The sequence below is a fragment of the Microtetraspora sp. AC03309 genome (genome assembly GCF_020826795.1).
GTDB lineage: Bacteria > Actinomycetota > Actinomycetes > Streptosporangiales > Streptosporangiaceae > Microtetraspora > Microtetraspora glauca.
On the sequence record NZ_JADDIL010000036.1, the window covers coordinates 60,829 to 82,392 of the forward strand.

General features: G+C 71.0%; 19 protein-coding genes. 16 read left to right on the forward strand and 3 right to left on the reverse strand.

The annotated features are described in order from the left end of the window. Positions 1 to 6: 6 nt before the first annotated feature. Together IMZ11_RS22010 and IMZ11_RS22015 are read right to left on the reverse strand one after the other, a co-directional pair. Entirely contained in the window at positions 7 to 555 is a 549-nt protein-coding gene (locus IMZ11_RS22010; protein WP_228644239.1) for a GNAT family N-acetyltransferase, read from the reverse strand. Positions 556 to 811: 256 nt separating this feature from the next. Then, on the reverse strand, positions 812 to 1,288 hold the full coding sequence (locus IMZ11_RS22015) for a YbaK/EbsC family protein (protein WP_228644240.1): 477 nt from the start codon (positions 1,286 to 1,288) through the stop codon (positions 812 to 814). A gap of 139 nt (positions 1,289 to 1,427) precedes the next feature. Here IMZ11_RS22015 and IMZ11_RS22020 point away from each other — a divergent pair, with 139 nt between their 5' ends. Next, a complete protein-coding gene (locus tag IMZ11_RS22020) occupies positions 1,428 to 2,306 on the forward strand; it encodes a L,D-transpeptidase family protein (protein ID WP_228644241.1) in 879 nt (292 codons plus the stop codon). 749 nt (positions 2,307 to 3,055) lie between these two features. Continuing rightward, complete coding sequence (locus tag IMZ11_RS22025; RefSeq protein ID WP_228644242.1) at positions 3,056 to 3,493, forward strand: SAV_6107 family HEPN domain-containing protein; 438 nt, start codon at positions 3,056 to 3,058, stop codon at positions 3,491 to 3,493. Positions 3,494 to 3,701: 208 nt separating this feature from the next. On the opposite strand, the gene IMZ11_RS22030 is transcribed toward IMZ11_RS22025, so the two are convergent. Then, positions 3,702 to 4,196 (reverse strand): transcriptional regulator, encoded by a 495-nt coding sequence (locus IMZ11_RS22030; RefSeq protein WP_061256674.1) that lies wholly within the window; start codon positions 4,194 to 4,196, stop codon positions 3,702 to 3,704. Between the two features lie 418 nt (positions 4,197 to 4,614). Between IMZ11_RS22030 and pyrR the strand changes: the two genes are divergently transcribed. The 14 genes from pyrR to IMZ11_RS22100 all read left to right on the forward strand — a co-directional run bounded on the left by pyrR (position 4,615) and on the right by IMZ11_RS22100 (position 21,546). Then, positions 4,615 to 5,208, forward strand: coding sequence for a bifunctional pyr operon transcriptional regulator/uracil phosphoribosyltransferase PyrR (gene pyrR / locus IMZ11_RS22035; RefSeq protein WP_228644243.1), 594 nt, complete (start codon positions 4,615 to 4,617; stop codon positions 5,206 to 5,208). 5 nt (positions 5,209 to 5,213) lie between these two features. After that, a complete protein-coding gene (locus tag IMZ11_RS22040) occupies positions 5,214 to 6,149 on the forward strand; it encodes an aspartate carbamoyltransferase catalytic subunit (RefSeq protein WP_228644256.1) in 936 nt (311 codons plus the stop codon). Next, the gene (locus IMZ11_RS22045; RefSeq protein WP_228644244.1) at positions 6,146 to 7,450 is read left to right on the forward strand and encodes a dihydroorotase; all 1,305 of its coding nucleotides are present in this window, start codon (positions 6,146 to 6,148) and stop codon (positions 7,448 to 7,450) included. Before IMZ11_RS22040 ends, IMZ11_RS22045 begins: the two co-directional genes overlap by 4 nt. A gap of 2 nt (positions 7,451 to 7,452) precedes the next feature. Continuing rightward, positions 7,453 to 8,658, forward strand: coding sequence for a glutamine-hydrolyzing carbamoyl-phosphate synthase small subunit (carA, locus tag IMZ11_RS22050; RefSeq protein ID WP_061256680.1), 1,206 nt, complete (start codon positions 7,453 to 7,455; stop codon positions 8,656 to 8,658). Further along, positions 8,651 to 11,935, forward strand: coding sequence for a carbamoyl-phosphate synthase large subunit (gene carB, locus IMZ11_RS22055; protein ID WP_228644245.1), 3,285 nt, complete (start codon positions 8,651 to 8,653; stop codon positions 11,933 to 11,935). The genes carA and carB overlap by 8 nt, the downstream gene beginning before the upstream one ends. Positions 11,936 to 12,092: 157 nt before the next feature. Continuing rightward, positions 12,093 to 12,950 carry a dihydroorotate dehydrogenase electron transfer subunit gene (locus IMZ11_RS22060; protein WP_061256686.1) on the forward strand — a complete coding sequence of 286 codons (858 nt, stop codon included), beginning with the start codon at positions 12,093 to 12,095 and terminating at the stop codon, positions 12,948 to 12,950. A gap of 38 nt (positions 12,951 to 12,988) precedes the next feature. Continuing rightward, complete coding sequence (locus tag IMZ11_RS22065; RefSeq protein WP_061256844.1) at positions 12,989 to 13,963, forward strand: dihydroorotate dehydrogenase; 975 nt, start codon at positions 12,989 to 12,991, stop codon at positions 13,961 to 13,963. After that, positions 13,960 to 14,691, forward strand: coding sequence for an orotidine-5'-phosphate decarboxylase (pyrF, locus tag IMZ11_RS22070; RefSeq protein WP_228644246.1), 732 nt, complete (start codon positions 13,960 to 13,962; stop codon positions 14,689 to 14,691). The genes IMZ11_RS22065 and pyrF overlap by 4 nt, the downstream gene beginning before the upstream one ends. 469 nt (positions 14,692 to 15,160) lie before the next feature. After that, the gene (gene mihF / locus IMZ11_RS22075) at positions 15,161 to 15,484 is read left to right on the forward strand and encodes an integration host factor, actinobacterial type (protein WP_030450375.1); all 324 of its coding nucleotides are present in this window, start codon (positions 15,161 to 15,163) and stop codon (positions 15,482 to 15,484) included. 123 nt (positions 15,485 to 15,607) lie between these two features. Further along, the gene (gene gmk, locus IMZ11_RS22080; protein WP_228644247.1) at positions 15,608 to 16,174 is read left to right on the forward strand and encodes a guanylate kinase; all 567 of its coding nucleotides are present in this window, start codon (positions 15,608 to 15,610) and stop codon (positions 16,172 to 16,174) included. Between the two features lie 47 nt (positions 16,175 to 16,221). Then, the gene (gene rpoZ, locus IMZ11_RS22085; protein ID WP_061256693.1) at positions 16,222 to 16,485 is read left to right on the forward strand and encodes a DNA-directed RNA polymerase subunit omega; all 264 of its coding nucleotides are present in this window, start codon (positions 16,222 to 16,224) and stop codon (positions 16,483 to 16,485) included. Between the two features lie 65 nt (positions 16,486 to 16,550). After that, a complete protein-coding gene (gene coaBC / locus IMZ11_RS22090) occupies positions 16,551 to 17,741 on the forward strand; it encodes a bifunctional phosphopantothenoylcysteine decarboxylase/phosphopantothenate--cysteine ligase CoaBC (protein WP_228644258.1) in 1,191 nt (396 codons plus the stop codon). Between the two features lie 143 nt (positions 17,742 to 17,884). After that, complete coding sequence (metK, locus tag IMZ11_RS22095) at positions 17,885 to 19,072, forward strand: methionine adenosyltransferase (RefSeq protein WP_228644248.1); 1,188 nt, start codon at positions 17,885 to 17,887, stop codon at positions 19,070 to 19,072. A 212-nt stretch (positions 19,073 to 19,284) separates the two neighbouring features. Further along, entirely contained in the window at positions 19,285 to 21,546 is a 2,262-nt protein-coding gene (locus IMZ11_RS22100; RefSeq protein ID WP_228644259.1) for a primosomal protein N', read from the forward strand. Positions 21,547 to 21,564: the final 18 nt, after the last annotated feature.

The following is a 21,564-nucleotide window of genomic DNA, read 5'->3' on the forward strand; positions in this document are numbered from 1 at the left end:
GCCCGCTCAGCTTCCCGGGGCCAGGGGGAGCTTCGTTCCGGCGATCGCGTAGCTCTCGCGTCCGCCGGGAAAGGCGAAGCCCGTCATGAGATCGGTGAAGCCGATGCTGCGGTAGAGCCGCCTGGCCACGGTCGGGGCGTCGTGCGTGGAGAGCACGGCGGTGCGCTCGGGCCGCCCGTCGCAGATCGTGTGGATCAGGCGGCGACCGATGCCCTTGCACTGATGGCCGGGAAGGACGTGGATCTCGGCGATCTCCAGCGCGTCGCCGAACCACTCGTCGGCGGCGAGAGGCCCGGACCGGTCCGTCAGCGATCTGGCGACGATGTCGTGCCACCACTGGCCCGGCATCCCGTGGAAGCCGTACGCGAAGCCGATGATCCCGGGGTCTTCGGCGAGGACGCAGACGAAGTCCGGATAGGTGGCGTGGTTGCGCATGATGCCGAGGCGGCCGGAGAGCTGATCGGAAGGCGGACGCATGGCAGCCGTGTAGATGGCGAGCACCGTGTCGAGTGCCGCGATGAACTCGTCGGGTCCGACGCGTCGCAATTCGATCACTTTCCGCACACTAGCAAAGTCGTCCATCACGGGGCACCGGCCGTGCCACACACGCGAACCACGATCACCGACCCGGGGAGCTACCAGGACTTACAGGAAGTCACCGGGACATACGGGCTTTTATGCGGAGATCTGCGGGGATCTACGGGTATCTCGGAGGGGAGATCTGTGGGATTCATGGGAGTTTGTGGGAGTTCGTGGATCCCGGCCCTCGCGCGACCCTCGACGGGCGGTCCGTGGCCGGGATCGCGACGGGTCATTCCACTTCTGCGGGGGTGCCGCCGGTCATCTTGATCAGCTCATCGAACGATGTGGGGAAGACCGCGTGCGGGTGCCCGGCCGCCGCCCAGACGACGCCGTGCTTGCCCAGCCACGTGTCCACCAGCGTGCGCACCGGCGCGGGGTGACCCACGGGCGCGACGCCTCCGATCGCCTGCCCGGTGTGCTCGCGTACGAACTCCGGCGTGGCCCGCCGCACCTTCGCCGCGCCGACAAGCCCGGCGATCAGGTCGGTGTTCACGCGGTGGGCGCCGCTGGTGAGCACGAGGAGAGGTGCCCCGTCCGCGTCGAAGATCAGGCTGTTGGCGATCGCTCCGACCTCGCAGCCGAGTTGGGCCGCCGCCGCGGCGGCCGTCGGCACGGATTCGGGAAAAACCACGACATCACCTTCGACGTCATGGGAGCGCAGGACCTCTGTCACACGGACCACGCTCGGATGCAACTTTTCTGGCATCCGGCAACTCTAATCAGGTGGACAGGCCGTGGGCCACGCATTACGGCCCCAAGGCAAGTACCCCGGACGCTTGATCCGTGGGTTAATGTCCTTTGATCCAAAACTGAGAGAAGTGCGAGAACTGAAAGGGTTGATCCCAATGGGGGCACGACGGTGGCTGGCCGCCGCGACGCTGGTCACGGTGGGGGTCGTGACGCTCGCGGGCTGCGGAACGGCGGGGGCCGAGCAGGTGCAGCCGGGCGACACCGCGCGGGTGCGGCCGGTGGCCGCCGCCGCGCCGGTGAGGGTCACGGCGCCCGTGAGGGTGACGCCGGCGAGTGCGGCCACGGCCGGCTCGGGGATCCGCGCCGCTTCCGCCGCGTTCTCGTCGTTCGCCGCGCCGGGCCGTACGCTCAAGCCCGGATCCAAGGGGACCGAGGTCAAGGCGCTGCAGGTCCGGCTGAAGGAACTCGGTTACGTGCCCGGCGCGCTCGACGGCAAGTACGGCGGGACCACCCAGGCCGCGGTCTGGGCCTTCCAGAAGGTCCAGGGCATCAAGCCGACGAGCACGGTGGCGAGCCGCACCTGGCGGGCACTGGAGAACCCGAAGGCGCCCAAGGTCCTGGTGCCGGGTGGCAAGCCGGACCGGGCCGAGGTCAACCTGACCCAGCAGATCATGGTGCTGTACTCCGGGGGCGAGGTGAAGCTCATCTCGCACATCTCATCCGGAAGCGGGATCCCCTACACCGAGTACGCCATGTGGAACGGCAAGCGGACGAAGTTCACCGGCAGTGCCAGGACGCCGACGGGAGACTACAAGACGACCTGGCGCCGGAGCGGCTGGCACCGGTCCTACCTGGGGCAGCTGTACAACCCGATCTTCTTCAACGGCGGCATCGCCTTCCATGGTGCGCTGTCCGTGCCGCTCTATCCGGCGTCCCACGGTTGCGTGCGGCTGCCGATGAACGTGGCGGAGATCCTGCCCGGCATGCTCGGCACCGGCGTTCCCGTGCACGTGCGCGGCAAGTTCGCACGCTGAGTCCACAGTGAGTCCACAGCGAGTCCACACCTTCACACCGCGTCCACCCGCGCCGATCGCGCACCGATCCACGCCGGTTCAGCCTGATTCATGCTGATTCATGCTGATTCATGCTGATCTGGGCTGATCGCGCACCGATCGCGGACCGATTCACACCACGCAGCGTCCGGACTGATCGCTGACGGGCCCGGGGCGACATGCCCCGGGCCCGTGCCATGCCCGGGGTGACATGCTCCGGGCCTGCGCCATGCCCGGGACGGCGCGGCCGCCGCGGAACGGTGCCGGGTCCGGATGCCCGCAGCGCGCGACCTGCGGACGTTCCGTACGTCGGCGTGGACCGTTCCGGGAACGGTCACAGATCGCGGCGCGCCGGCGGAACAGGCGATCACCTTCGGGGTCGGCCGGAGACGGCGAGTCCCTTCCCCGCAGGGCTTCCGGTGCTTCCGGAGGTCGTTGACCAGGGCGGTCGTCACATGATCAATCGAACCCTTGTTCGCTATGGTCCTTGACAGCGAACCTGGTCGAATTTATGTTCGATGCAGTGAGTGTGAGACTCGCGGCTCGCATTCATCCCGTTGGATGCCGTGCCTTCGTCGTCGGCGGAGACGAGCGCGGTGCGGTCCACGGCGTGGGCCGGACGGGGAGAGGGGAAGCTCCTCGTCCGGCCGCCGTGACAAATTGTCGGTGCGGTTTGCAAGGGTGATCTCGCCGGCGAGCAACGCCGGAGGCCACGACTCGAGGAGGCGGGCGTGACTGGACAGGTCGATGACCGCAGGAGCGGGCCCAAGGTCCCGCAGGCCGCTCTGGCGCATCTCGCGGACGCCCGTTCCTGCCTGGCGGACGCCCTTGGCGGCCCCACCCCGGCGGACAGGTATGTGTCGGCTCATCTCGCGGCGCTGCGTGCGGCGGCGGCCGTGCTCGCCGCGCGCCCGAGGCCGATGGACGGGCGGCGCCGCCGGCTGCGGAGCGCCTGGGAGTTGCTGCCCGAGGCCGAGCCCAAGCTGGCCGAGTGGGCCGCCTTCTTCGCGGTGAGCGCCACGAAACGCGCGGCGGCCGAGGCGGGGATGACCCGCGTGGTCAGTCAGCGAGACGCCGAGGAGCTCATCGCCGAGGCGGACAGGTTCGTCGGCGAGGTCGAGGCCATCCTCGGGGTGCCCGGCCAGTCGGCTCTTCCGATGGCGGGATAGGTTCGCACGTCCGACGGCGGGACAGGTTCGCACGTCCGACGGCGGGACAGGTTCGCACGGCGCGGAGCGCGGGGGCGCGTGGTGGGTGACGTGTGCGAATCGGGGCTGCGGGCGGCCGGGCCGGGCAGCTCGGAGCCCCGATTCGGTCATGTGTGTTCAGTGCTTGACGAAGACGTTCAATGGCGGCGCTCGATGAGGGCGCGGAGCGTCAGAAGGACTCCACGGCCCGGCGGGCCTCCGCGTCGAGAACGCCCCAGCTGATGAACTCCTCGGTCAACTCGACCGGCGACTTGTCATAGATGACCGCAAGCGAGCGCAGGTCCTCCTGGCGGATCGACAGCACCTTGCCGTTGTAGTCACCACGCTGGCTCTGGATGGTCGCGGCATACCTGGCGAGCGGGCCGGCCTTGTCCTTCGGGAGCTGCGAGAGCCGCTCCAGGTCGATGACAAGCTTCGGCGCGGGGGCCAGCGGGCTGGGAGCGGCCCCGCCGGGGAGCAGCTCCGACACCGGAACACCGTAGAATTCGGCAAGCTCGGCCAGCTTCTGCACGGTCACCGCGCGGTCGCCACGCTCATAGGAGCCGACCACGACGGCCTTCCACCGGCCACGGGACTTCTCTTCGACCCCGTGCAGGGACAGGCCCTGCTGGGTGCGGATCGCGCGCAGTCGCGCGCCGAGCGACTTGGCGTAGTCAGACGGCATTGTGTGGCCCCCGGCTCTCTATGTCTGTTCTCACTTGATTCTGCTTCCTTGTCCCGTATGCGCAGAACACCGGGGCGCGCACCTGGACCAGGCACCTTCGGTGACCACTGCGTCGGGTTTTACCCAGGAAGGTCGTGTGTTGTGGTTACGGACAGTGACGGTAAAGCCGCCACTGTCAAAGGTCAAGCTGATTGGAAAAAAGAGCTCCAAACAGTGCTCTCCCCTCAATCCCCCCATCCGAGCCTGCCTCGGCTTTTCCGGGAGTGACGCCCAGAGCGAACGCGGCCGTCTGTACGGGCATCGCCGCTGGCAGGAGGGGTGACCCGTCCGGGCGCTCCGAGGCCGTGCTGGTAGTGTGAAGCGGCCAGACACCCTTTTAAGACCCGTCCTGTGAGGCGGGAAAGGTGGTGATATCTCCATGTCCGATGCCCGAAATCAGGCTCGTGCGGTCCTTGAGGGCCCCGACATCCACCGGGCGCTGACCCGGATCGCGCACGAGATCCTCGAACGCACCAAGGGTGCGGAAAGAGTCGTGCTTCTCGGCATCCCGACCCGCGGCGCCACGCTGGCGCTCCGGATCGCGGAGCGCATCTCCCAGTTCGAGGGCGTGAAGGTGCCCGTCGGCGCCATCGACATCACGATGTACCGCGACGACCTCCGGCTGCGGCCCGCCCGCCCGCTCGGCCGTACGGACCTTCCTCCGGAGGGTGTGGACGGCAGGACGGTCGTCCTCGTCGACGACGTGCTCTTCTCCGGCAGGACCGTGCGCGCGGCGCTCGACGCGCTCAACGACGTGGGCCGGCCGCGCGCCGTCCAACTCGCCACCCTGGTCGACCGCGGCCACCGGGAGCTGCCCATCCGGGCCGACTACGTCGGCAAGAACCTGCCGACCTCCAAGAGCGAGAAGGTCAAGGTCTATCTCGAGGAGATCGACGGGCGGGACGCCGTGCTGCTCATCAAGGGAGACGACCGGCCCGCGGCCGCGGCCGGCGAAGCGAACGGGGAGCGGTGAGCACGATGAAGCGGCACCTCATCTCCGCGGGCGACCTGACCCGCGACGACGCCCTGCTCGTCCTCGACACCGCCGAGGAACTGGCCCGGGTCTCCGAGCGCTCCATCAAGAAGCTGCCGACGCTGCGCGGCCGCACGGTGGTCAACCTCTTCTATGAGGACTCCACTCGCACCCGCATCTCGTTCGAGGCCGCGGCCAAGCGGCTGTCCGCCGACGTCATCAACTTCTCGGCCAAGGGGTCGAGCGTGTCCAAGGGCGAGTCGCTCAAGGACACCGCGCTGACGCTCGAGGCCATGGGCGCCGACGCGGTCGTCATCAGGCACGGCGCCTCCGGCGCGCCGCACCGGCTGGCCAACTGGGTCCGCGGCAGCGTGGTGAACGCGGGCGACGGCACCCACGAGCACCCCACCCAGGCGCTGCTCGACGCGTTCAGCATGCGCCGCAGGATGGGCAGGATCGACGGGCTCAAGGTCGCCATCGTGGGCGACGTCCTGCACAGCCGGGTCGCCCGCTCCAACGTCCTGCTCCTGCACTCCCTCGGCGCCGAGGTGACCCTGGTCGCCCCGCCGACCCTGCTGCCCGTGTCTGTCGACACCTGGCCCTGCCAGATCTCGTACGACATCGACGCGGTCCTGCCGAAGTCGGACGTCGTGATGATGCTCCGCGTGCAGCTGGAGCGGATGAACGCGGCCTACTTCCCCTCCGCGCGGGAGTACAGCCGCCGCTACGGCCTCGACCGGGAGCGCTTCGCCCGCCTGCACGACGACGCGATCGTCATGCACCCCGGACCGATGAACCGCGGCATGGAGATCTCCGCCGAGGTCGCCGACTCGCCCCGCTCGACGATCGTGGAGCAGGTGGCGAACGGCGTGACCGTCCGCATGGCCGTTCTCTATCTGCTGCTGAGCGGGTCCGAGCCCGCGATCGGGGGAGACCTGTGAGCACCATCCTCATCAAGAACGCCCGCGTACTCGGCGGGGAGCCGCGCGACATCCTCGTCAGGGACGGCGTGATCGCCGAGATCGGTCCGGCCGCCGGCAAGGCGGGCAACGCCGACACGATCGACGCGACCGGCCTGATCGCGCTGCCCGGCCTGGTCGACCTGCACACGCACCTGCGCGAGCCCGGCCGCGAGGACGCCGAGACCGTCGAGACCGGCACCCAGGCCGCCGCGCGCGGCGGGTACACCGCCGTCCACGCCATGGCCAACACCTCGCCGGTGGCCGACACCGCCGGTGTGGTCGAGCAGGTCTGGCGGCTCGGCCAGGAATACGGCCACTGCGACGTCCAGCCGGTCGGCGCCGTGACGTCGGGCCTCGAGGGCAGGCAGCTCGCCGAGCTCGGCGCCATGGCCGACTCCGCCGCCAGGGTCCGGGTCTTCTCCGACGACGGCAAGTGCGTCTCCGACGCCGTGCTGATGCGCCGGGCGCTGGAGTACGTCAAGGCGTTCGACGGCGTCGTCGCCCAGCACGCCCAGGAGCCGCGCCTCACGGAGGGCGCCCAGATCAACGAGGGCGAGGTCTCCGGCAGGCTCGGCCTGACGGGGTGGCCGGCGGTCGCCGAGGAGGCGATCATCTCCCGGGACTGCCTGCTGGCCGCCCACGTCGGCTCCCGGCTGCACGTGTGCCACGTCTCCACGGCGGGCTCCGTCGAGATCATCCGCTGGGCGAAGTCGAAGGGCTGGGACGTCACCGCCGAGGTGACGCCGCACCACCTGCTGCTCACCGACTCGTGCGTGGAGCGTTCCCCCGTCGGGCCGTACAACCCGATCTACAAGGTGAACCCGCCGCTGCGCACGAACGAGGACGTCATGGCGCTGCGCGAGGCGCTCGCCGACGGGACGATCGACTGCGTCGCCACCGACCACGCCCCGCACCCGGTCGAGGACAAGGAGACCGAGTGGGCCGCGGCGGCCATGGGCATGATCGGTCTGGAGACCGCGCTCTCGGTGGTCCAGGAGGCCATGGTCGAGACCGGCCTGCTCGACTGGGCCGGCGTCGCCGACCGCATGTCCTACCGGCCGGCCAGGATCGGCAGGCTGAGCGGGCACGGCAACCCCCTGGAGGCGGGCGCGACCGCGAACATCACGCTTTACGATCCCTCGGTCCGCACGGCGGTGGATCCGGCGGCGATGGCCTCCAAGAGCCGCAACACGCCGTACGAGGGCATGACGCTTCCTGGCCGGGTCGTGGCCACGTTGCTGCGCGGCCGCCCGACCGTTCTCGAAGGGAAGCTGGTGTGACGATGAGTGAGGAGAGCGGGACCGTGAACACGGCGTTGCTCGTGCTGGAAGACGGCAGGGTCTTCGAGGGGACGGCCTTCGGGGCCGTCGGCGAGACCTTCGGCGAGATGGTCTTCAACACCGGGATGACGGGGTACCAGGAGACGCTGACCGACCCGTCCTACCACCGGCAGATCGTCGCGATGACCGCGCCGCACATCGGCAACACGGGCGTCAACGACGAGGACCCGGAGTCCGGCAAGGTGTGGGTGGCCGGCTACGTCGTCCGCGAGCCGTCCCGGATCCGGTCCAACTGGCGGTCCACCAAGAGCCTGGACGACTACCTGAGCGAGCAGGGCGTGGTCGGCATCGCTATGCCCGGCACCCGCGCGCTGACCCGCCACCTGCGCGAGCGCGGCGCGATGCGCGCCGGGATCTTCTCCGGCACGGCTCTGGCGGGCACCGGCGCGGACCCGGCGCGAGCCGACGTCGAGGAACTCGTCGAGCGGGTACGGCGCTCGCCCGGGATGGAGGGCGCCGACCTCGCCAAGGAGGTCTCGACCGGCGAGCCGTACGTCGTGAAGGCCACGGGCGAGCGGCGTTTCACGGTGGCGGCGGTCGATCTCGGCATCAAGGCGATGACCCCGGAGCGGATGGCCGAGCGGGGATGCGAGGTGCACGTTCTGCCGGCGACCGCGACGGCGGAGGACATCCTCGCCATCGAGCCGGACGGCGTGTTCTTCTCCAACGGGCCGGGCGACCCGGCCACCGCTGACTACGCGGTCGAGGCGCTGCGCGGCGTGCTGGACTCCGGCCGGCCGTTCTTCGGCATCTGCTTCGGCAACCAGATCCTCGGCCGGGCGCTGGGGCTGGGCACGTACAAGCTGCGCTACGGACACCGGGGCGTCAACCAGCCCGTCCAGGACCGCAGGACCGGCAAGGTGGAGATCTCCGCGCACAACCACGGCTTCGCCGTCCGGGCCCCGCTCGACGGGCCGTTCGACACGCCGTACGGCAGGGCGGAGGTCAGCCACGTGAACCTGAACGACGGCTGCGTGGAGGGGCTGCGCCTGCTCGACTACCCGGGCTTCAGCGTGCAGTACCACCCGGAGGCCGCGGCCGGGCCGCACGACGCCGCATACCTCTTCGACGAGTTCTGCGAGCTGATGGAGCGGGCGGGCGGCGCCCGGCCGGAGACGACGAGCGAAACGGGGGAGAAGGGTGCCTAAGCGCACGGACATCAAGTCGATCATGGTGATCGGCTCCGGGCCCATCGTGATCGGGCAGGCGTGCGAGTTCGACTACTCGGGCACCCAGGCCTGCCGGATCCTGCGAGCCGAGGGTTTCCGGGTCATCCTGGTCAACAGCAACCCGGCCACGATCATGACGGACCCGGAGTTCGCCGACGCGACCTACGTCGAGCCGATCACCCCGGACATCGTCGAGAAGATCATCGCGAAGGAGCGGCCGGACGCGCTGCTGCCGACGCTGGGCGGCCAGACCGCCCTCAACACCGCCGTCGCCCTGCATGAGGCGGGCGTACTCGCGCGGTACGACGTGGAGCTGATCGGCGCCGACTTCGACGCCATCCAGGCGGGGGAGAACCGCGAGCGGTTCAAGGGCATCGTCGCCAAGGTGGCCGCCGAACACGGCCTGAACGCCGAGTCCGCGCGCAGCGTGATCTGCCACTCCATGGACGACTGCCTGGCCGCCGTCGGCGAGCTGGGCTACCCGCTCGTGGTCCGGCCGTCGTTCACGATGGGCGGCGTCGGTTCCGGCTTCGCCTACGACGAGGACGACCTGCGCCGCATCGCCGGTGCCGGCCTCGACGCGTCTCCGACCACCGAGGTGCTCCTGGAGGAGTCGATCCTCGGCTGGAAGGAGTACGAGCTGGAGGTCATGCGCGACAAGGCCGACAACGTCGTGATCGTGTGCTCCATCGAGAACATCGACCCGATGGGCGTGCACACGGGCGACAGCGTGACCGTGGCCCCGGCCCTGACGCTGACCGACCGCGAGTACCAGAACATGCGGGACGTCGCGATCGCGGTGATCCGCGAGGTCGGCGTGGACACCGGCGGCTGCAACATCCAGTTCGCGGTCAACCCGGACACCGGCCGGATGATCGTCATCGAGATGAACCCGCGTGTGTCGCGCTCGTCCGCGCTGGCGTCGAAGGCCACCGGCTTCCCGATCGCCAAGATCGCGGCCAAGCTCGCCATCGGCTACACCCTCGACGAGATCCCCAACGACATCACCAAGGAGACGCCGGCGTCGTTCGAGCCGTCGCTCGACTACATCGTCGTCAAGGTGCCGCGGTTCGCCTTCGAGAAGTTCGCCGGGGCCGACCAGACCCTCACCACGCACATGAAGTCGGTCGGCGAGGCCATGGCCATCGGCCGGTCCTTCCCCGAGGCGCTCCAGAAGGCCCTCAGATCGCTGGAGAAGAAGGGATCCTCCTTCTCCTGGGTCGGAGCCCCCGGTGACCTGCGGGAGCTCCTGGAAGCCTGCCGCAGGCCGCACGACGGGCGGCTGCGCACCATGCAGCAGGCGATCAGGGCCGGGGCGACGCCGGAGCAGCTGTTCGAGGCCACCAGCATCGACCCGTGGTTCCTCGACCAGCTCTACACGATCGACGAGGTCGCCCGTTCGATCACCGAGCTGGACGTGCCCACCCTGCTCCGGGCCAAGCGGTACGGCTTCGCCGACGCGCAGATCGCCGAGATCCTCGACGTGCCCGAGTCCCGTGTCCGCGAGGCACGGCACGAGGCGGGCGTGCGGCCGGTCTACAACACGGTGGACACCTGCGCCGCCGAGTTCGCCGCCGCGACGCCGTACCTGTACTCCACCTACGACGAGGAGACCGAGGTTCCCTACGGGGACCGGCCCAAGGTCATCATCCTGGGCAGCGGCCCGAACCGGATCGGGCAGGGCATTGAGTTCGACTACGCCTGCGTGCACGCCTCCTTCGAGCTGTCCAAGGCCGGCTACGAGACGGTGATGGTCAACTGCAACCCGGAGACGGTCTCGACCGACTACGACACCTCCGACCGGCTGTACTTCGAGCCGCTCACGCTGGAGGACGTCCTGGAGGTCGTGCACGCCGAGCAGGAGACCGGCCCGGTGGCCGGTGTGATCGTCCAGCTCGGCGGCCAGACCCCGCTCGGGCTGGCGCAGGCGCTGAAGGACGCCGGGGTGCCGGTCGTCGGCACCTCCCCCGAGTCGATCCACCTGGCGGAGGAGCGCGGAGCGTTCGGCCGGGTGCTGGCCGAGGCGAACCTGCCCGCGCCCAGGCACGGCACCGCGCTGAGCGTGGAGGAGGCCCAGTCCATCGCCGAGGAGATCGGCTACCCGGTCCTCGTCCGGCCTTCCTACGTCCTGGGCGGCGCCGGCATGGCGATCGTCTACGACGACGACACGCTCCGGACGTACATGGCGGACGCGGTACGGGCGTCGGACAACCCGGTGCTGATCGACAAGTTCCTCGACGACGCCATCGAGATCGACGTGGACGCCCTGTTCGACGGTGAGGAGCTGTACCTCGGCGGCGTCATGGAGCACATCGAGGAGGCCGGCATCCACTCCGGCGACTCGGCGTGCGCCCTGCCGCCGATCACCCTGGGCGGGTTCGACATCAAGCGCATCCGCGCCGCCACCGAGGCCATCGCCCGCGGTGTCGGCGTGCGCGGCCTGCTGAACGTGCAGTACGCGATGGCCGCCGGGGTGCTCTACGTCCTCGAGGCCAACCCCCGCGCGAGCCGTACGGTGCCGTTCGTGTCCAAGGCGACGGCGGTGCCGCTGGCCAAGGCCGCGGCGCGGGTGATGCTCGGCGCCACGATCGCCGACCTGCGGGCGGAGGGCATGCTGCCCCCCACCGGGGACGGCGGCACGCTGCCGCTGGACGCGCCGATCGCGGTCAAGGAGGCCGTGCTGCCGTTCAACCGGTTCCGTGGCGTGGACACCGTGCTGGGCCCGGAAATGCGCTCCACCGGCGAGGTGATGGGCATCGACGAGTTCTTCGGCACCGCGTACGCCAAGTCGCAGGCCGCGGCCTACGGCGACCTGCCGACGAAGGGCCGGGCGTTCGTCTCCGTGGCGAACAAGGACAAGCGCGCCGTCATCTTCCCGGTCAAGGCGCTGGCGGATCTCGGGTTCGAGATCCTGGCCACGGAGGGTACGGCCGAGGTGCTGCGCCGTAACGGCGTCCATGCCAAGATCGTGCGCAAGCAGAGCGACGGGACGGGTCCCGACGGCGAGCCGACGATCGTGCGGCGCATCCTGGACGGCGAGGTGGATCTCATCGTCAACACCCCGTTCGGCAGCCCCGGCCAGTCCGGGCCGCGGCTGGACGGCTACGAGATCCGCACCGCCGCCGTGCTGCGCGGCATCGCCTGCATCACGACGGTGCAGGGGCTCGCGGCCGCCGTTCAGGGCGTCCAGCACATCGTCCGCGGTGACGTGGGCGTACGGTCGCTCCAGGAGCACGCACGGAGGCTGAGGGACTGAGCGAGCGGAGCGGCCCGCGTGGACGGTGCCGGAGGCACGCCTCCGGCACGACGCGGGGTCAGCGAAGCGAGCGAGGAAGGGAAGCCGACCGTCGGCATGTGGCTGAGGGACTGAGTGTCGCGGGACCGCGGGCCCGTGCCACGGCGGAGGTGAGGGAGTGGCCGGTTCCCCGGTTCAGGTGACGGGAACGGTGCTGACGACGCGGCGGGTGGAGGCCTACCACGCGCTGACCGTCGTGGCGCCCGCCGTCGCCGACCGGTTCAGGCCGGGCCACTTCGTCACGGTGGCCGTGGGCGGGCCGTACAGCTCGATGCTGACGCGCCGGGCGTTCGCGATCCATGACGTGAAGCCGGATTACGGCGGCACGGTGGAGTTCGTGTTCAGCGTGCGGGGGCCGGGCACGGCGTGGCTGGCGGACCGCAGGGCGCGGGACACGCTGGATCTGGTCGGTCCGCTGGGGCGGCCCTTCCCGCTGCCGCGTGATCCCTGTACGTGCGTGCTGGTCGGCGGCGAGTACGGCTCTGCGTCCCTTTTCGTGCTGGCGGACGTCCTGCAGCGGCGGGGTTGCCGGGTGGATTTCGTGCTGGGCGCGTCCAGCGCGGACCGGGTCTTCGGCGCGTTGCGTGCGCGCCGGATGGGCGAGACGACGACGCTGACGACCGAGGACGGTTCGCTGGGCATGCGCGGGGAGGTGACCGACGTGCTGGCGGGCGTGATCGCGGACGCGCGTGCGGACGTGGTGTACGCGTGCGGGCCGATGGCGATGCTGCGGGGCGTGACCGCCGTGTGCGTGGAGTTCGGCATCCCGGTTCAGGTGTCGGTGGAGCAGGCCATGGCGTGCGGTGTGGGCATCTGCATGACGTGCGTGGTCCCGGTGATCGCCGAGGACGGCGTGACGCGGATGGTCCGGGCCTGCACCGACGGCCCGGTGTTCCTCGGCGAGCGGGTCCGCTTCGACGACGTGGGGACGATCCCGTTCGACGCTCTGGGAGCTCCCGGGGGGCGGCATGGATGAGCGCGGCGGTGTCCGGTGCCCGGGTGGGAGGCGGCGGCATGCCCGTTGACCTGCGCAGCTACCTGGGCCACGTGGAGCTGCCCAACCCCGTGTTCACGGCCTCCGGGTGCGGGGGCACGGGGCGGGAGCTGGCGCAGTTCTTCGACGTGACGCGGATCGGCGCGTTCGTGACCCGGTCGATCACGATGGCGCCGAGGGCGGGGCGTCCGACGCCCCGGATGGCGGAGACGCCCTCGGGCATGTTGAGCGCCGTGGGCCTTCAGGGGCCGGGCGTGGAGGTGTTCGCGGAGCGGGAGCTGCCCTGGCTCGCCGAGCGGGGCGCGCGCACGATCGTCTCCATCGGCGGCGGCAGCGTGGCGGAGTACACCGCCCTGGCGCGGCGGCTGGCCGGCGCTCCGGGGGTCACGGCCGTCGAGGTGAACCTGTCCTGTCCGAACGTCGAGGACCGGGGCCGGGTCTTCGCCCGGGACGGTTCGGCCGCCGCGGAGGTCGTGGCGTCCGTGCGGGCGGCGACGCGGTACGACGTCCCGGTGATCGCGAAGCTGGCGCCCGACGTGGCCGACGTCGTCTCGCTGGCGCGCCTGTGCGTGGACGGGGGAGCGGACGCGCTTTCCATGATCAACGCACCGCTGGGCATGAGCGTGGACGTGGACACGATGCGGCCGTCGCTCGCCGCGGGCACGGGCGGCCTCTCCGGGCCCGCGATCCGGCCGCTCGCGGTCCGCTGCGTCTGGCAGGTCCACGCGGCCCTGCCCGGCGTGCCCATCGTCGGCATGGGCGGCGTGATGACCGGCAGGGACGCCCTGGAGATGGTCCTGGCGGGCGCGTGCGCCGTCGCCGTGGGCACGGCCCTGTTCCACGACCCCTATGCCTGCCAGCGCATTCTGAGGGAGCTGGAGGAGCTCCTGCAGGCGCGTGGCTTCGACCGCCTGGCCGACGCCGTCGGGCTGGCACACCGACCCGCCGGGGCGGGACCCCGGAACCGCATCGATCTGGAGGAGAGTTCTCTGTGACCCCCGCACCCATCGCCGTCGCCCTGGACGCGCCCGATCTGGAGACCGCGGCCCGCTGGGCGAGCCTGGTGACACCCCATGTCTCGACGGTGAAGGTCGGGTTGGAGCTCTACCTCCGCTACGGGCCCGACGTGATCGCCTCGGTGCGCGGGGCGAGCGGCGTGCAGGTCTTCCTGGACCTCAAGCTGCACGACATCCCCAACACCGTCGCCGGAGCCGCCCGCGCGGTGACGCGGCTCAAGCCCTCCATCCTCACCGTCCACGCGTCGGGAGGGCCCGCGATGATCCGGGCCGCCGTGGACGCGGCGGGCCCGCAGACCCAGATCGCGGCCGTGACGGTTCTCACATCGCTCTCGGAGGCCGATCTCGCCGCCATCGGCCTGGAGGGACGCCCGGACGACTCCGTACGCCGTCTGGCGGCTCTCGCCGTGGGCGCCGGAGCCCAGGCCCTCGTCTGCTCGCCCCGCGAGGTCGCCGCGGTACGCGCCGAGGTAGGACCCGGAATCACGTTGATCACCCCGGGTGTCCGGCCCGTCGGCGCCGACACCCAGGATCAGGCAAGAGTAGCGACCCCGGAGGACGCGCTCGTTGACGGGGCCGATCTTCTGGTGATCGGTCGCCCCATCACGGGCTCGCCGGACCCGGGCGCGGCCGCGGCGACCATCGCCGCCGCGCTCCGCAAGGTGGACGTCTCCCGTTCAGCGGGCGGCGCTTCGCGCGCCCGCTGAAAAGCGCTCGGCGGCGTCCGGAGGGCCGTCGCCGAGTCCTTCTGGCAAAGATCATCCCAGATTCTTCCCGAGCCCGCGCCACAACCGCCGCGAAACCCCCTCCGGAGCTCTCGCGCGGGGCTCCCGATCGCTCTCGGGGACGTGGCGAGGAGGCGGTTCCTGAGCCCTCTCGGAGCCGCTCCGGGCGGTTCGGGGCCGCTTTCCCGCCTCGATTCGAGCCGGTTCGCACGGCGCCTCCGGGACGCCTCGACGGCGCTTCGGAGGGGGGTCCGAGGGGGTTCGGAGGCGGGCTCTCTTCCGTGGCTGATGAGGCGGTTTTCATCGACACAGCGTGATTTTTCGGGTGCGGAAAGTAATAGATTCAATTTTGTGGTGAGAGAAACATGGCTTGACGTTGCCGGAGGGGGCATAGACCAGCTAGTTTCCCCTCCCGTCCGAGTACATCGACAGAAATTCGAGGTGACCCGGCGTGGCTCTTCCTCCCCTGACTCCCGAGCAGCGCGCGGCGGCACTTGAGAAGGCTGCCAAGGCTCGCAAGGAGCGTGCCGAGGTCAAGAACCGGCTCAAGCACGGCGCGGTTTCTCTGGCTGAGGTGTTGAAGGATGGGCAGACCGATGACGTCATCGGCAAGATGAAGGTCTCGGCTCTGCTGGAGTCGCTCCCTGGCGTGGGCAAGGTCCGCGCCAAGCAGCTCATGGAGCGCCTTGGTATCGCCGAGTCCCGCCGTGTGCGGGGTCTCGGTGCCAACCAGCGCGCCTCCTTGGAGCGGGAGTTCGGCGGCGCCGAGAGCTGATCTCGGCTTCGCTCGAGCAAGATTTACGGGGGATATTGAGTGACCGATACGTCCTGGCCCGATGAGGATCGGGCCCGCCAGGCAGCCGCTTCCAGCGGGTCCGGGACACATGCCGGTGACTCCATGCCTCCGAACCGCCGCCTGACGGTCCTCTCCGGTCCGTCGGGCGTCGGGAAGTCCACGGTCGTCGCCGAGCTCCGGCGGTCGCACCCCGAGGTGTGGCTGTCGGTCTCGGTGACCACCAGGAAGCCGCGCCCGGGCGAGACCCACGGCGTGGAGTACTTCTTCGCGGACGACGCCGAGTTCGACCGCATGGTCGGCTCCGGGGAGCTCCTGGAGTGGGCCGAGTTCGCCGGAAACCGGTACGGGACGCCCCGTACGCCGGTCCTCGAGCGGCTGGCCGCCGGGGTGCCGACGCTGCTGGAGATCGACCTCCAGGGCGCGCGGCAGGTGCGGGAGAGCATGCCCGAGGCGCTGCTCGTCTTCCTCGCACCGCCGAGCTGGGAGGAACTGGAGCGGCGGCTGCGCGGCCGCGGCACCGAGCCTCCGGACGTCATCGAACGCCGCCTCGATGCCGGGCGCGTGGAGATGGCCGCCGAGAAGGAATTCGACCTCACCCTTGTCAACACGTCCGTCCAGGACGTATGCCTTCGCCTGATAGCCTTGTTGGCCGGTACCCCGGAGGCTTAGGTCCTCCAAGACGACCGGACGTCCACCTAGCTAGGGGAAGCATCAACGTGGCAAGCACCGCCGCCTACGCGGAAGGCATCACCAACCCGTCGATCGACTCTCTGCTCGACATCGTCGACAGCAAGTACAGCCTGGTCATCATGGGCGCGAAGCGGGCGCGCCAGATCAACGCCTACTACTCCCAGCTCGGCGAGGGCCTGCTGGAGTACGTCGGGCCCCTCGTGGAGACCCACGCCCAGGAGAAGCCGCTCTCCATCGCGCTGCGCGAGGTCAGCGACGGCCTGCTCACCTCTGAGCCCATCGAGGGCTGAACGGCGCTCGAGGCGCCCGCCCCGCTGGCGCGGGAGGCGCGCGGGAGGTTTCACTCGTGAGATCGGTGGTCCTTGGGGTCAGCGCGGGCATCGCGGTCTACAAGGCGTGCGAACTGCTCCGCCTGTTCACCGAGTCCGGCCATGACGTACGGGTCGTGCCGACCCGTGACGCGCTGCGCTTCGTGGGAGAGCCCACCTGGGCCGCGCTGTCGGGCAACCCGGTGACCACGGAGGTCTGGGACTCGGTCCACGAGGTGCCGCACGTCCGCATCGGGCAGCACGCCGATCTCGTCGTCGTCGCGCCCGCGACCGCCGACGTGCTCGCCAGGGCCGCGCACGGCCTGGCGAACGACCTGCTCACCAACACCCTGCTGACCGCCCGCTGTCCGGTGGTCTTCGCTCCCGCGATGCACACCGAGATGTGGGAGCACCCCGCGACCCGGGCCAACGTGACGACGCTACGCGAACGCGGTTCGATCGTCGTCGACCCGGCGGTCGGACGGCTCACCGGAGCCGACAGCGGCCCCGGACGGCTTCCCGACCCGGCCGAGATCTTCGAGGTCTGCCGCCGGGTGCTCACCGGGCGCGCTCCCGATCTCGCCGGCCGGCACGTCGTGATCTCCGCCGGCGGCACGCGCGAGGCCATCGACCCGGTCCGTTTCATCGGCAACCGTTCGTCGGGTCTGCAGGGCTACGCGCTCGCCCGTACGGCCGTCGCCCGAGGCGCCGAGGTGACGCTGGTGTCTGCCAACGTCGCGCTTCCCGACCCGGCGGGCGCCAAGGTGGTGCGGGTCGAGACGGCCGTGGATCTGCGCGAGGCCGTCGTCTCCGCCGCCGCCCACGCCGACGCCGTGGTCATGGCCGCGGCGGTCGCCGACTTCCGGCCGTCCCGGCAGAGCGGTACGAAGATCAAGAAGTCCTCGGCCGAGCCGGATCCGATCCATCTGGTGAAGAATCCGGACGTGCTGGCCGAACTGGGTGAGATCCGCCGTGAGGGGAGCGCGCTGTCCCCACGGGTCATCGTGGGCTTCGCGGCCGAGACCGACGACGTGCTCGCCAACGGCCGGGCCAAGCTGGAGCGCAAGGGCTGCGACCTGCTCGTGGTCAACCAGGTGGGGGAGAACCTCGCGTTCGGTACCCCCGACAACGCAGCCGTCGTCCTCGTGGCGGGCGGCGACCCCGTGGAGATCCCGAGGGGGCCCAAGGAGGATCTCGCCGACGTGGTCTGGGATCTGGTGGCCTCGCGACTCGCCTGACCGGCGGTTTCGCGTCCGGATCGTCTGCGGTCACGGTCACCGGATCTTCAAAAGCGGCGGGGCTTCGCGGCGCCGTACCCGGTGCGGCTACACTCAGCGAAGCATTGTAGACGTCAGCAGCCGCTGCATGAGGAGCCACTGAGTTGTCCCGTCGCCTGTTCACCTCCGAGTCGGTTACCGAAGGCCACCCGGACAAGATCGCCGACCAGATCAGTGACGCGATTCTCGACGCCATGCTCAAGGACGACCCCAAGAGCCGGGTCGCCGTCGAGACGCTGATCACCACTGGCCAGGTCCACGTCGCCGGCGAGGTGACGACGGAGACCTACGTCGACATTCCCGCCCTGATCCGGGAGAAGATCCTGGAGATCGGTTACGACGCCTCCCACAAGGGCTTCGACGGCGCCTCCTGCGGCGTGTCGGTGTCCATCGGGGCGCAGTCGCCCGACATCGCGCAGGGCGTCGACGACGCCTACGAGCACCGCGAGGGCGAGGGCGCGGACGACCTCGACCGTCAGGGCGCCGGCGACCAGGGCCTCATGTTCGGCTACGCCTGCCGCGAGACCCCCGAGCTGATGCCGCTGCCGATCACGCTCGCGCACCGGATGGCCCGCCGGCTGGCCGAGGTCCGCAAGAACGGCACCATCCCCTACCTGCGTCCCGACGGCAAGACCCAGGTCACCATCGAATACGACGGCGACCGCCCGGTCCGGCTCGACACGGTGGTCGTCTCGACCCAGCACGCCCCGGAGATCGACCTCAGGGAGATGCTGGCCCCCGACATCCGCGAGCACGTCGTCGAGCCGCTGCTCGCCGACCTCGACATCGAGGTCGAGGGCTACCGGCTGCTCGTGAACCCGACCGGCCGCTTCGAGATCGGCGGCCCGATGGGCGACGCCGGTCTCACCGGCCGGAAGATCATCGTCGACACCTACGGCGGCATGGCCCGGCACGGCGGCGGCGCCTTCTCCGGCAAGGACCCGTCGAAGGTCGACCGCTCGGCCGCCTACGCCATGCGCTGGGTCGCCAAGAACATCGTCGCGGCCGGTCTCGCCGACCGGGCCGAGGTCCAGGTGGCGTACGCGATCGGCAAGGCTCAGCCGGTCGGCGTGTTCATCGAGACCTTCGGCACCGAGAAGGTCCCGGTCGTCCAGATCCAGGAGGCCGTGCTCAAGGTGTTCGACCTGCGCCCGGCCGCCATCATCCGGGACCTCGACCTGCTGCGCCCGATCTACTCCGAGACCGCCGCGTACGGCCACTTCGGCCGTGAGGGCGTCTCCTGGGAGTCCACCGACCGCGCCGAGGCGCTGCGCGACGCCGTCGGCCTCTGACACGTCCAGGCAAGCGGCACCCGTCGTCTCCGGCGGGTGCCGCTTGGCGTTCCACCGCCCGTCCCGGCCCGCACGCCGGGTGACCTCGTCCGCCGACGCCTCCTCCGCCCGTGGGGCTCTCCCACCGGCCGGACGGTGGCGTCGGCCCCGTCTGGTAGGACAGGAGCGTGACCGTTCCGACATCGCCCGAGGGCCAGGAGGCGCTGCTCGCGATGCCGGAGTCCGGGGACCGGGAGGCCGCGAGACCGGTGGCCGCGAAGAAGGCGGGTCCGGCCGTGAAGAAGGCGGGTCCGGCCGTGGGTCCGGCCAAGGGAGCTCCTGAGCCCGCCGCGCGGTCCCCCATCGCACGCGTCGCGGTGGACACCCCCCTTCCCCACCTGGACCGGCCGTTCGACTACCTCGTCCCTGTCTCCATGGACGCCGACGCCGTGCCGGGCTGCCGGGTACGGGTCCGCTTCGCCGGAAAGCTCACGGACGGGTTCCTGCTCGAGCGGACCGAGCGCAGCGATCACACGGGGAAGATGGTGTTCCTCGATCGGGTGATCTCGCCGGAACCCGTGCTGACGCCCGAGATCGCCGGCCTCGCCAGGGCCGTCGCCGACCGCTATGCCGGGACGATGTCCGACGTTCTCCGTCTGGCCGTACCGCCGCGCCACGCCAAGGTCGAGGCCGAGCCCGGGGCCGCCGCGGGACCTGCCGTGGGAGCCGCTGTGGGAGCCGGCGCCGAGCCTGCCATGGACGCGGGGGCGTGGAGTGCCTATCCCACGGGCGCGTCCTTCCTCGCCGCCCTGGCGGAGGGCCGATCGCCCAGGGCCGTGTGGTCCGCCCTCCCCGGAACCGGCGCTGACGGGCCCTCGTGGCCCGGCGCCGTCGCGGCAGCCGTACGGGCCACCCTGGCGGGCGGGCGCGGCGTGGTCGTCGTGCTGCCGGACGGCAAGGACGTGGCGCTGGCCGACCACGCTCTCGGGGACACTCCCCATGTCGCCCTCACCGCGGATCTCGGGCCGGCGGAACGCTACCGCCGATGGCTCAGGGTGCTGCGCGGCGAGGTGCGGGTCGTCGTGGGAACCAAGGCCGCCGCCTTCGCCCCCGTGGCCGATCTCGGCCTCGTGATCATCTGGGACGACGGCGACGATCTCCACGCCGAGCTGCACGCGCCGTACCCGCACTCTCGAGAGGTGCTGGCGCTGAGGGCTCACCGGGCCGGCGCCGCCATGCTGATCGGCGGTTACGCGCGCACGGTCGAGGCCACCCAGCTCATCGCCTCGGGGTGGGCGCGGCCGCTGGTGGCCCGGCGCGAGACGGTCAGGGCGCGTGCCCCCCGGGTACGCCCGGCGGGCGACGACGCCGAGATGGCCCGCGACGAGGCGGCGCGCGCGGCCCGCCTGCCCAGCGTCGCGTGGCGGGCGCTCCGGCAGGGCCTCGACCACGGGCCCGTGCTGGTCCAGGTGCCGCGCAGGGGCTACCTGCCGGTGCTCGCCTGTCAGAACTGCCGCGCGCTCGCCCGCTGCGGCGGAGCCGCGATGACCGGCCCGCATCATGATTCGAGCCATGATCCGAGTCATGATCCGTACCGTGATCCGGGCCATGGCCCGCGCGACGGCCGGCCGGGTCCCGGCGCCCCCGGTACGGGAGGGGGGCCGCGCGACGATCAGCCCGATGACGGCCGGTTCGCCGGGTCCGTCTGCTCCGGGCCGCTGGCCCTGCGCTCCGGTCACGCCGCGCCGTACTGCCGCTGGTGCGGCCGGATCGCGGGCGACTGGCGCTGCGGGTCGTGCGGCGGGCGCCGGGTGCGGGCCGTGGTCACCGGGTCCCGCCGCACCGCCGAGGAGCTCGGCCGCGCCTTCCCCTCGGCCACGGTGCGTACGTCGGGCCGGGACGGGGTCCTCGCCACCGTCGGCGCGGCGCCCGCCCTGGTCGTCGCCACGCCGGGGGCCGAACCCGTCCCGGACGGCGGATACGCGGCGGCCGTGTTGCTGGACGGCTGGGCACTGCTCGGCCGCCCCGATCTGCGGGCCGCCGAGGAGACCCTGCGCCGCTGGATGAACGCGGCGGCGCTGCTGCGGCCGGGCGCCGAGGTGGTGGTGCTGGCCGACTCCGGGCTTCCCGCCGTGCAGGCGCTGCTGCGCTGGGACCCGGTCACCCACGCGGAGCGCGAGCTCGGCGATCGGGCACAGCTCGGGTTCCCTCCGGTCACCCGCATGGCCACGCTGACCGGGCCGCCGTCGGCGGTCAGGGAGATGCTCGCCTCGGTGGAGCTTCCCGCCGCCGCCCAGGTGCTGGGTCCGGTGCGGGTAGAGGGGCCGCGCGCGGGCCCGGACAGGGACGAGGAGCTGGAACGCGCCATGATCCGCGTACCCCGAACCCAGGGCGCGGCCCTGGCACGGCTCCTCAAGGGCGCGAGCGGCGTGCGCTCCGCCCGCAAGGCGGCCGACCTGGTCCGGGTGCGCGTCGATCCGCTCGACCCCATGTGACGGCCGCCCCCCCCGGAG

Excerpts from the sequence above, each read along its gene's own strand:
- carA (WP_061256680.1), top strand. The coding sequence starts at position 7,453 with ATGAGTGAGGAGAGCGGGACCGTGAACACGGCGTTGCTCGTGCTGGAA.
- IMZ11_RS22100 (WP_228644259.1), top strand. The coding sequence starts at position 19,285 with ATGCCGGAGTCCGGGGACCGGGAGGCCGCGAGACCGGTGGCCGCGAAG.
- IMZ11_RS22015 (WP_228644240.1), bottom strand. The coding sequence starts at position 1,288 with ATGCCAGAAAAGTTGCATCCGAGCGTGGTCCGTGTGACAGAGGTCCTG.
- IMZ11_RS22040 (WP_228644256.1), top strand. The coding sequence starts at position 5,214 with ATGAAGCGGCACCTCATCTCCGCGGGCGACCTGACCCGCGACGACGCC.
- IMZ11_RS22030 (WP_061256674.1), bottom strand. The coding sequence starts at position 4,196 with ATGCCGTCTGACTACGCCAAGTCGCTCGGCGCGCGACTGCGCGCGATC.
- IMZ11_RS22065 (WP_061256844.1), top strand. The coding sequence starts at position 12,989 with ATGCCCGTTGACCTGCGCAGCTACCTGGGCCACGTGGAGCTGCCCAAC.
- pyrR (WP_228644243.1), top strand. The coding sequence starts at position 4,615 with ATGTCCGATGCCCGAAATCAGGCTCGTGCGGTCCTTGAGGGCCCCGAC.
- IMZ11_RS22020 (WP_228644241.1), top strand. The coding sequence starts at position 1,428 with ATGGGGGCACGACGGTGGCTGGCCGCCGCGACGCTGGTCACGGTGGGG.
- gmk (WP_228644247.1), top strand. The coding sequence starts at position 15,608 with ATGCCTCCGAACCGCCGCCTGACGGTCCTCTCCGGTCCGTCGGGCGTC.